Origin of the sequence: Siminovitchia jepli (assembly GCF_047228825.1) — a bacterium.
Lineage (GTDB): Bacteria > Bacillota > Bacilli > Bacillales > Bacillaceae_C > Siminovitchia.
Genome location: NZ_JBFEGN010000102.1, coordinates 1 through 10,217, shown reverse-complemented (window position 1 = coordinate 10,217; position 10,217 = coordinate 1). Strand labels below are relative to the sequence as shown.

General features: G+C 36.3%; 6 protein-coding genes. 5 read left to right on the top strand and 1 reads right to left on the bottom strand.

Annotated elements, in window-relative coordinates:
* The first annotated feature begins 115 nt into the window (after positions 1 to 115).
* The 5 genes from AB1L08_RS19825 (at position 116) to AB1L08_RS19805 (ending at position 7,430) form a co-directional block, all read left to right on the top strand.
* Complete coding sequence (locus AB1L08_RS19825) at positions 116 to 1,012, top strand: O-antigen polymerase (RefSeq protein WP_413066358.1); 897 nt, start codon at positions 116 to 118, stop codon at positions 1,010 to 1,012.
* 258 nt (positions 1,013 to 1,270) lie between these two features.
* A complete protein-coding gene (locus tag AB1L08_RS19820) occupies positions 1,271 to 2,725 on the top strand; it encodes an oligosaccharide flippase family protein (protein WP_413066357.1) in 1,455 nt (484 codons plus the stop codon).
* A gap of 307 nt (positions 2,726 to 3,032) precedes the next feature.
* Positions 3,033 to 4,199, top strand: a complete 1,167-nt coding sequence (locus tag AB1L08_RS19815; protein ID WP_413066359.1) for a nucleotide sugar dehydrogenase — start codon at positions 3,033 to 3,035, stop codon at positions 4,197 to 4,199.
* A 57-nt stretch (positions 4,200 to 4,256) separates the two neighbouring features.
* On the top strand, positions 4,257 to 5,630 hold the full coding sequence (locus AB1L08_RS19810; protein WP_413066356.1) for a glucose-6-phosphate isomerase: 1,374 nt from the start codon (positions 4,257 to 4,259) through the stop codon (positions 5,628 to 5,630).
* Between the two features lie 57 nt (positions 5,631 to 5,687).
* Complete coding sequence (locus AB1L08_RS19805; RefSeq protein WP_413066355.1) at positions 5,688 to 7,430, top strand: phospho-sugar mutase; 1,743 nt, start codon at positions 5,688 to 5,690, stop codon at positions 7,428 to 7,430.
* 255 nt (positions 7,431 to 7,685) lie between these two features.
* On the opposite strand, the gene AB1L08_RS19800 is transcribed toward AB1L08_RS19805, so the two are convergent.
* Complete coding sequence (locus AB1L08_RS19800; RefSeq protein ID WP_413066354.1) at positions 7,686 to 9,941, bottom strand: ATP-binding protein; 2,256 nt, start codon at positions 9,939 to 9,941, stop codon at positions 7,686 to 7,688.
* Positions 9,942 to 10,217 lie beyond the last annotated feature (276 nt).

Here is a 10,217-nt window from a genome sequence, read left to right as displayed (position 1 = left end):
AAGTAGGAGGGGAATCAAACAGTTGGGTCAAGAGATCCTTTGACCCATCTAACTCGGCGAATGCCGAGAGACTATTTTATTAAGAGGAGGGGCATCTTGGTGGGAAATACGATTAATGACCACTGCAACAGAAAAAGGTCTTGGTTTATGGGGATCAGAATTAAACTTATTTATTTATACATATATTATTGCTCCACTAGTTTATTTAGCCGTTCCAATAGCAATTGTCGATTATCTAGTTGAGAAAAAAAATAAGTTATTTGTAATAACCACTTTTATTGTGATAATACTATTTTCTATTGTAACTGTTTCAAGAAATATATTGGTTTTCTCAGTAATTTATTTTATTTTTACTAGCATGATATATAGAAAACAGTATGCCTTTAGTAAAGTAATTAAGAAAAATTTAAAAAAAGCACCTGTTATTATTATTTTAGCAGTCCTAGGTATTGCAACGATCACATTATTAAGAAAAGCAGATGCAAACTTTCTTAAAGAAGCATACGTATATTTTGTTGGGGCGCTACCTTCATTAACTATACGGTTAGGTGAACCATATGCGGATTTTCGGACATACGGTATGCTTTCAACAAGAGGATTTACAAGACTAATTTTTATAGTGCTTGATAATCTCGGAATTCATTATCCTGAAAGTTATCTTAGAGCGCAAGAAATAATGGATAATCTGGAAGGATTTATTCCTATTGGTAATGATATTAATATGAATGCTTATGCTACACTTTTTTATAACTTTTATATTGATGGAGGGTTAATAGGTATAGTATTATTTTCTGCGCTTTTAGGTTTTATATGTCGGAAGGCGTATCAAGGTGTAAAGTATAATATTAACATAAGGAATTCTGTTTTTTTCCTCTTAGTAATACAACAGCTATTGTTTTCTGTTGCTCGTATTTACACTGTATATCCAACAAGGGCACTACCTTTTTTGTTAATACTTATTATGTTTGTAAAGGTAAAGAAGGGGAAAAATGAGAATTCACGAGTAATCTAATTATATTGCAATTTATAAACTACTTTTCCTTTTCTATTAATTGAATTAACCTCATAAATGGATCATTTAAAAAAGGTGAAGAGTATCTTTATTAACTTAAAATTTATCCCATTATTGGTTCGATGACCTTTAAACTATTAACAACTAATTATTCGGTTTCTATGTAGGTAATAGAAAACGGATAAATGTTAGGGAGGTTTTAAACCTAATTACTGTACCAGCCAATTGTTTTCAATTGGAAGATCTTCAGGAGGAATAATGAAAAGTATTAAAAAAAATTATATATATAACAGTTTATATCAGATATTGCTTATAATTTTACCACTAATAACAACACCATATATTGCTAGAATAATGGGGCCTTCTGGTGTAGGTATTTATTCTTATTCTTACTCAATTGCGCATTACTTCGTTATAATTTCTATGTTAGGGATTAATAATTATGGTACTCGGAGTATTGCTAAGGTCCGTGATGATAAAAATAAACTCACTAATTCTTTTTGGGATATATATTACCTACAATTATTTTTAGCATTAGCAATGTCGGTATTGTATTTTGCTTTTGTAGTATTTGTAGTAAAAGAGTATGAAATTATATATATTTTACAATTTATTTATGTGATTTCAGCTGCTTTTGACGTTAATTGGTTCTGTTTCGGAATGGAGAATTTTAAATTAACAGTTACTAGAAATATTGTCGTTAAAGTAGCAAGTGTTATTGCGATTTTTTTATTTGTAAATTCTGCAGATGATTTATGGATATATACTTTAATAATGGCTTCGAGTGTCCTTATAAGTCAATTAGCTATTTGGCCTTTTATTATATCTAAAATTAATTTTAAAAAACCTGTTTGGTCTAGTATTAGAATACATTTAAAGCCAAACTTGACATTGTTTGTTCCCGTAATTGCTATTAGTTTATACACAATAATGGATAAAATAATGTTAGGAATGATGAGTAATGTTACACAAGTAGGCTTTTATACTAACGCTGAGAAGATAATAAATATTGCAAGGAGCCTGATTGTTGCACTTGGAGTAGTAATGCTACCTAGAATGTCAAACTTGGTGGCAAAAGGCGATTTTAAAAAAATTAGAGCTTTAATAAAAAAATCCATGATTATTGTCTTACTTATGAGCTCTGCAATGGCCTTTTTTATCCCAGCAATAGCTCCAACTTTTGTTCCGTGGTTTCTTGGAGAAAATTTCACTGAAAGTGCACATCTTGCCTCATGGCTTTCTATTATTTTAATAATTGTAAGTTGGGCAAACGTAATAAGAACACAATATTTAATACCAAATAGTAGAGATAAAATATATATCTTTTCTGTTATTGCAGGCGCCTTGGTCAATCTTTTTATTAATATGATGCTGATCCCTTCAATGTACTCAATGGGTGCTGTAATTGGAACAATATGTGCGGAGTTATCAGTTTGTGTCATACAAACGATTGCAATTAGAAATGAACTTGAAATTAAAACTTATATTAAAAATGGATTTCCATTTTTAATATTTGGAGCTCTAATGTTTATAGCTGTAAGAAGTCTGTCAACAATTTCAGCGGATACTCTTACTATAATTATTTTACAAGTATTTGCTGGAGTTACCATTTATTTAATACTCTCAACCATTTATTTAGTGAAGATAATTAAAGAGTTTGAAATTGTCAATAGTGTACTTTCATTACTACATATTAAATATAGGTTAAAATAAAGCATGTACATATTAATAACATCTATTTTAATAATAAGTACATATTATTAATGATCCTACCACTATTTTTGAAATTACCTTGTATCCATGTACTTAAGGTATTATTTGGGTGTTTGAGGTTGTCCAATCTAAGAACCTATTTTTAGGAGTTGTAATACAGAAATATTAAGTAAATGTCATCTATCTTATAGTGCAAGAGCTCCATCTTTTGATTCCACCACTTTTCAGTTTTCATAAGAATTGTTAGAAGGTTTATTAGGTTCGAAATATGTATTAAAAACGAGATTTTTTAAGGGTGAATACAATGATTAAAATAACAATCGCAGGAACAGGATACGTAGGCCTATCAAATGCCGTTTTACTAGCCCAGCATAACGAAGTTATGGCACTTGATATTGTTCCGGAAAAAGTAGCTATGATCAACAACAAAAAATCTCCGATTGTCGATGCGGAGATTGAGGAATATCTTTCTACAAAAGATTTGAATTTAACTGCAACTGCGGATTACAAAAAGGCTTTTCAAGATGCAGAGTATGTCATTATTGCAACGCCAACAAATTACGACCCGGAACAAAATTATTTTGATACTTCTACCGTTGAAACAGTCATTAAACAGGTACTTGAGGTTAATCCACATGCGGTGATGGTCATTAAATCGACTATTCCTGTTGGATATACTCAAGAAGTGAAAGAGCGGTTTAACACGGATCAAATTATTTTCTCGCCTGAATTTTTACGAGAAGGAAAAGCTTTGTATGATAATTTGTATCCATCACGGATTATTGTTGGGGAGCAGTCGGAAAGGGCCGAAAGATTTGCTGACCTGTTAAAGCAAGGCGCCCTCAAAGAAGAAATTCCTGTTTTGTTTACCAATTCAACTGAGGCAGAGGCGATTAAGCTGTTTGCCAATACATACTTGGCCATGCGAGTGGCTTTTTTCAATGAGTTGGATTCTTATGCGGAGATGAAAGGCCTCGATACAAAACAAATTATTGACGGGGTTAGTCTTGACCCGCGCATCGGTGATCACTATAACAACCCTTCCTTTGGATACGGCGGCTATTGCCTTCCGAAAGATACGAAGCAGCTGCTCGCCAACTTTAAAGATGTTCCAAACCATCTTATACAAGCGATTGTTGATTCAAATAGAACACGAAAAGACCATATTGCCGATATGATTATTCAAAAGCGGCCTAACATAGTAGGTATTTATCGATTAACCATGAAATCCGGTTCTGATAATTTTAGGCAGTCTGCAATCCAAGGAGTGATGGAGCGCATTAAAGGGAAAGGCATTGAAGTAGTTGTCTATGAGCCGACGCTTGATGCAGTTACATTTAATCATTCACGGGTCATTAACGATTTTGAAGAATTCAAGAAGATTTCTGACGTGATCGTGGCAAATCGATTATCAGAAGACCTAAAAGATGTGGCTGAAAAAGTATATACAAGAGATTTATACAGCAGGGACTAGGCGGGAGCGGCCTAGCCCTTTTTTGTGTGGATGTAAGCAAAAGCTGGAGGTGAAGAATTGTCTAAAATTCAGTTTGACTATTCAAAGACGCTTTCTTTTATAGGAGAAGATGACATATCATCGTTTAAAGAGTCTGTAGATTTCGTGCATCATCAATTGCATCGACACTCTGATTCAGAACATGATTTTTTAGGCTGGGTGGATCTGCCGCAAAATTATGATCAACTGGAATTTGAACGGATTCAGATGGCTTCTGAAAGAATTAAAAGTGACAGTGATATTTTGCTTGTGATTGGGGTTGGCGGCTCCTATTTGGGGGCGCGTGCAGCGATTGAGATGCTCAACCATAGTTTTCGTGATATCCTTCCGATCGAAAAACAATCAGCCCCTCAAGTCATATTTGTGGGACATACAATCAGCTCTACATACCTGTCGGATGTTATCGATGTACTCGAAGATAAGGATTTTTCCATCAATGTGATTTCCAAATCGGGTACGACCACAGAGCCGGCCATTGCCTTTCGGATTTTCCGCAAGCTGCTTGAGGAAAGGTATGGAAGGGAAGAAGCCCGAAACAGGATTTATGCGACGACGGATCGGCAAAAGGGAGCGCTCAAAACGTTGGCGGATACGGAAGGATATGAAACGTTCGTTATTCCGGACAATGTGGGCGGGCGCTATTCTGTCCTTACCGCGGTAGGGCTGCTGCCGATTGCCGTGAGCGGTGTGGATATTAGACTGATGATGAGCGGGGCAGCGCAAGCGATGGAAGACCTTAGCAAGCCGGAAATCATGCAAAATGCTGCCTATCAGTACGCGGCCATCCGCAATATATTGTACAATAAAGGAAAAACGGTTGAGATGCTTGTGTACTATGAACCGGGGATGAAATATTTTGCTGAATGGTGGAAGCAGCTGTTTGGCGAAAGCGAAGGAAAAGAAGGAAAAGGCATTTTCCCGGCATCCGCCAAATTCTCTACAGACCTGCATTCCATGGGGCAATACATCCAGGACGGCAGACGTGATTTATTTGAGACGGTTATTAAAGTAAAAACACCTCAAAGAGATCTAACGATTGAATGGGACGAAAATGATTTGGACGGCCTCAATTATTTGGCTGGCCAAACAGTCGATTACGTCAATACGAAAGCCTTTGAAGGGGCCCTGCTGGCCCATACGGATGGCGGGGTTCCAAACATGGTGATCGAAATCCCGGAAATGGATGCCTATGCTTTTGGCTATCTCGTTTATTTTTTCCAAAAGGCATGTGCGATGAGCGGAAACTTGTTGGGTGTCAACCCGTTTGACCAGCCTGGAGTAGAGATGTATAAGAATAATATGTTCGCCTTGCTTGGAAAGCCTGGTTATGAAGACAGAAAAGCGGAATTAGAAGAACGGCTTAAAGGTTCTATTCCCATACAGACATTGTAGGACAGCTCAAGAACACAGCTCTTGAGTTTTTATTTTTTCTGGAAAGGATTTTGAAAAATGGCATGGAGATCGAAAGTGGATCATTGGATAAAGACTCTACCGCAACATGATGCTTTATGGGAAGAGTTGGTTTCCCGTTTGGAAGATGAAAAGCATCTCGAAGACTGCTTTTATAAAGAGTTGGAATTCGGTACGGGCGGCATGCGCGGCGTGCTTGGACCCGGAACGAATCGAATGAATATTTATACCGTAAGAAAAGCAGCGGCCGGTCTTGCCCGTTATATCGTTCAACAGGGTGAAGAGGCAATGAAACGCGGTGTTGCCATTTCTTATGACTGCCGGCACATGTCTCCTGAATTTGCCTTGGAAGTAGCGAAAACAGTGGGGCATTTTGGGGTAAAAGCATACTTGTGTGAAAGCTTGCGTACAACTCCCGTCTTGTCATTTGCAGTACGGTATTTGCAATCTTACGCAGGTGTAATGATCACGGCAAGCCATAATCCGCCTGAATATAATGGTTTCAAGGTGTACGGTGAAGACGGCGGGCAGCTGCCGCCTGAGGCGTCTGACACGATTATCGGCTATATTCGTGAAATCGACTGTGAACTGACGTTGGAGGTTGCCGATGAGAAGGATTTGCTTGATCAGGGATTGCTCACTTATATCGGTGAAAAAATCGATCGTGCTTATTTGGATCAGCTTGTTTCCATCCAGCTCAATCGAAATGTGGTTGAAAACGCGGGGAATGACCTTTCCATTGTATTCACCCCATTACATGGGACTGCCAATCAGCCGGTAAGAGACGGATTGGCTGCATTTGGCTTTAAACATGTAACTGTTGTCAAAGAGCAGGAGCTGCCGGACCCCAATTTTTCAACCGTTAAATCTCCGAATCCCGAAGAGCATGCAGCCTTTGAATGGGCCATTCGCTATGGGGAAGAGGTTAACGCCGACATTTTACTGGCAACGGATCCGGATGCCGATCGGCTGGGCGTTGCCGTCAAAAATCCGGAAGGAAAGTACGTCGTACTGACTGGGAACCAAACGGGAGCGCTGATGCTTCACTATTTGTTGGAGCAAAAGGCAGAGGACCTGCCGAGTAACGGAGTCGTCATCAAAACGATCGTTACTTCGGAAATTGGCCGGGCTATTGCTTCCAGTTTCGGAGTTAAGACACTCGATGTCCTCACCGGTTTTAAATTTATCGGTGAAAAAATAAAAGAATTTGAACAGACGGGCGAGCATACCTTCTTGTTTGGATATGAAGAGAGCTACGGTTATTTAATCGGTGACTTCGTCCGCGATAAAGATGCGGTCCAATCCGCCGTGTTTGCTGCAGAAGTCGCCGCTTATTACAAAGCTCAAGGCAAATCATTGTACGACGGTTTAATGGAACTGTATGAAAAATACGGTTACTATCAGGAATCACTCCAATCTTTGACTTTGAAAGGAAAAGATGGGGCAGAACAAATCGGAAGGATTTTGGAATCTTTTCGTGAAGATCCGCCTGTGGAAGTCGCTGGTGTTAACGTTTCGGAAGTGGAGGATTATGAAAAGGGCGAGAGTTTCTATATAGAAACAGGAATGAAATCACTGATTGAGCTGCCGAAATCCAATGTATTGAAATTCAAGTTGGCAGACGGTTCCTGGTTTTGTGTCAGGCCTTCGGGAACGGAACCGAAGTGCAAGTTTTACTTTGGTGTGAAGGGTGAAACTTTGGAGGATGCCAGGGAGAAGCTCGGGGCGTTGGAGAGTGCGGTGATGGGGAGGGTTCATGAGTTAGTGGGGCTTGGGAGCTGACTTTGTGCAAGCTCCCATATTGTTTTGGAAAATGGAAATCTCTGAATAGCCAATGCAAACGATTGACTTAAAAGCCAGGAACTTCCTCTGTGTTTCTGGCGTATTTTGTACAATGTAATATGAAAGGGTTTTCAATTTGAAGAAAGAATGGCACTTGAAAACCTTTCAGGTTTTAAAAAGGCTTGCGAAAGGCGCGGGTGCTTGCCTGAACGTGTTTGCTGGTAATCGTATTAGTTTTTTACAGAGCTCCCCTTGCTATTCCACACTTACTGCAGTTTGATCCATAACCTCTTGAATTTGACCAGCGACCTTATCGCTAACAGGGGCTTCAAGTGTATATTCAAAGTTCCCCATCATCATATTGAAATGAGACCCGTGATTAAAATTTATGAAGATCCGACTAAATACATCGAAATAAATCCGATTTATTTCTTGATTGCTATCAACATATAAATCATCATATATATGGTGAGAGCCATCATTTGCCCAAGAAAGTAAGGAGTTGCAAACTACTTTTTCCTCCTCCGGAAAGCATTCGACAATCTCATTAACATCAATATTGCCAAAGAATTTAAAGTAATTCTCTAATATCCTTCTCATTATGTTTGGTGTTGTAATTGAATTTGGATTCTCCTTCAACTCTTTCCAAAGCAACTCATATGAATTTTTGATTGGGTTCTCAATATACTTCTGTATGTATGATATATTATTCGTCTTTCTTAAAATCCAAAATGTCTCATCATGAAGTTTTTGATTACTCTTGCCTTTATTAAATGAAATTTCCTTATGGAAATAAACATTATGGGTTAATACTATTAGTTGTTTAAAATTTGAATCGTCCATTCTGACCTTTTTCTTTAAGCTATTTATCAAGTTACTTACAATAAATAGAATATTACTATCAAGACTCGATATTGGATCATCAATAACGATTATTCTTTCTGTATTCACCTTATTTTGGTCATTGCTTCCATTAATTAGTTGATAGAAATACAAGAAAGTAATAAAAGTTTTCTCTCCCTCACTTAACGTTTCATTAGCATTGTCGCCATTTTCTCTTACAATCTTGTAATTACCTTTTTCATCGGATTCGGCTAATTGAAAATTCGTAAAGCCAAAGGATTTAAGGAGACTATTAATTTCATTAATAGAAGGTAAAACACTTGTTAGCTCATTTTGAAGTCCGATAACCTCTTGCTGTAGTTTATTTCTATAGATCTTTTGCTTTTCCTTATTTTGATTCATTCCTTTTAAAGCTCGACTCTCTATTTTAAAATTACTCATGTAATTTTCATAGTTTTTTTTGTTTTCTTCAATAACAAAACGCCATATATCTTTTATTAACTTTACCTTTTCTTCTTTTATATTTTCAATTATTCTATTTAATTCAGATATTTGTGTATTAGCCATTTCTATCTCTGCATTGATTTGCTCAAGACAGTTTGATATTGAGCTTAGTTCAACTATTCTACTGGGTTCTTTTCTTTTTTTGTCAAGCAATTGTATATTTTCCCTATAAGTTGTATTTAAGATTTCAAATAGAGCTGTAATTTTTTCTTTATTGATAAAAGGTATATCTTCATCTTTTAGTAACCGACATTTTTCAATTATACCAATTGTTTCACGTTTATATTTTTCTATTGAAGAATTAAGGTATTGTATTTGCTGAGTGTACGATTCATCAAAATACTCATCTAACTTTTCTTTAAAAGCAACTGGAAGTTCTTGCTGACAAAAGGGGCAAATACCATTAGTATATTCAATATGGTTATGTCCTTGTTGTACCCAGTCACTTATATTAAGGTTAGAAATTAGTTTAGCAATATCTATGTCTTTTTTTCCTATTATTATCGTTTTAAATATCTGGTTCTCCTCAAATAATTTATCATAGTCAACATTCGGAATAATATTAATTTTTTCCTGAGAGCCCTTAAATACAGATTCCGCTCTTTTTATCAATTTTTCATATGTATAAATTTCGCCATCATTATTTTTAGCTTCAACTAGGCATTTCTCCATAAATTTCTTTTTCTGGGCACGAAGGCCTATAAATGCTTCTTGAAAAATAGTATCATATTTTGTCTTTAATTCCCAGCATTTCTCCATAAAATCATCTTTCAAACTTTTCAATCTATCCTCTTTTTCTTTTATATGATCCTTTATGGTTTCAATCCTATCATTGTGTTTTTTAATATCCTTAGTTTTTTCATCAATTTGTTTCAATATATCAGCGGATTCCTTACCTAAAGTAAAAATACCCTTTATTTCATTGTAAACATTAAAATTCTCTTGGACAAAATGTCTATTATAAACAAACAAATCATAATCAGAACTATTTTGTATCCACTCAATTCTGCAAGAGTGAAAACGTTGGCTGTTTCTCAAAAATTCAGAAATCGTTGTTTTACCAGTACCGTTACTTCCGTAAATGTAATTAATTTTATTCATTTCAATCTCTATTCCTTCTGAATCATATGTAGCAATATCCTTAATTTTAATTTTCTTTATCATTAACGTCCCCCCTAATTAGACTTTTTTACTCATTTCATAGCTAAAAATTTTATAATACAACAAAATGAAAGGGCTTACATTATTATAGACATATTATAGCATTTCATTGTATTTCAGGGAAGTACAGGCATTTTAACCTGGGAGAATTTGAACAAAAATGGGTCTGTTTTGGCTGGAACAAAGTGATGCTTTACATTATTGAAGAAGGACATAGGTTAGCTCCACCTCTGCCATCTTTTTGACCCACTTGGGACAAGAAATTGATCCACTTAGGAC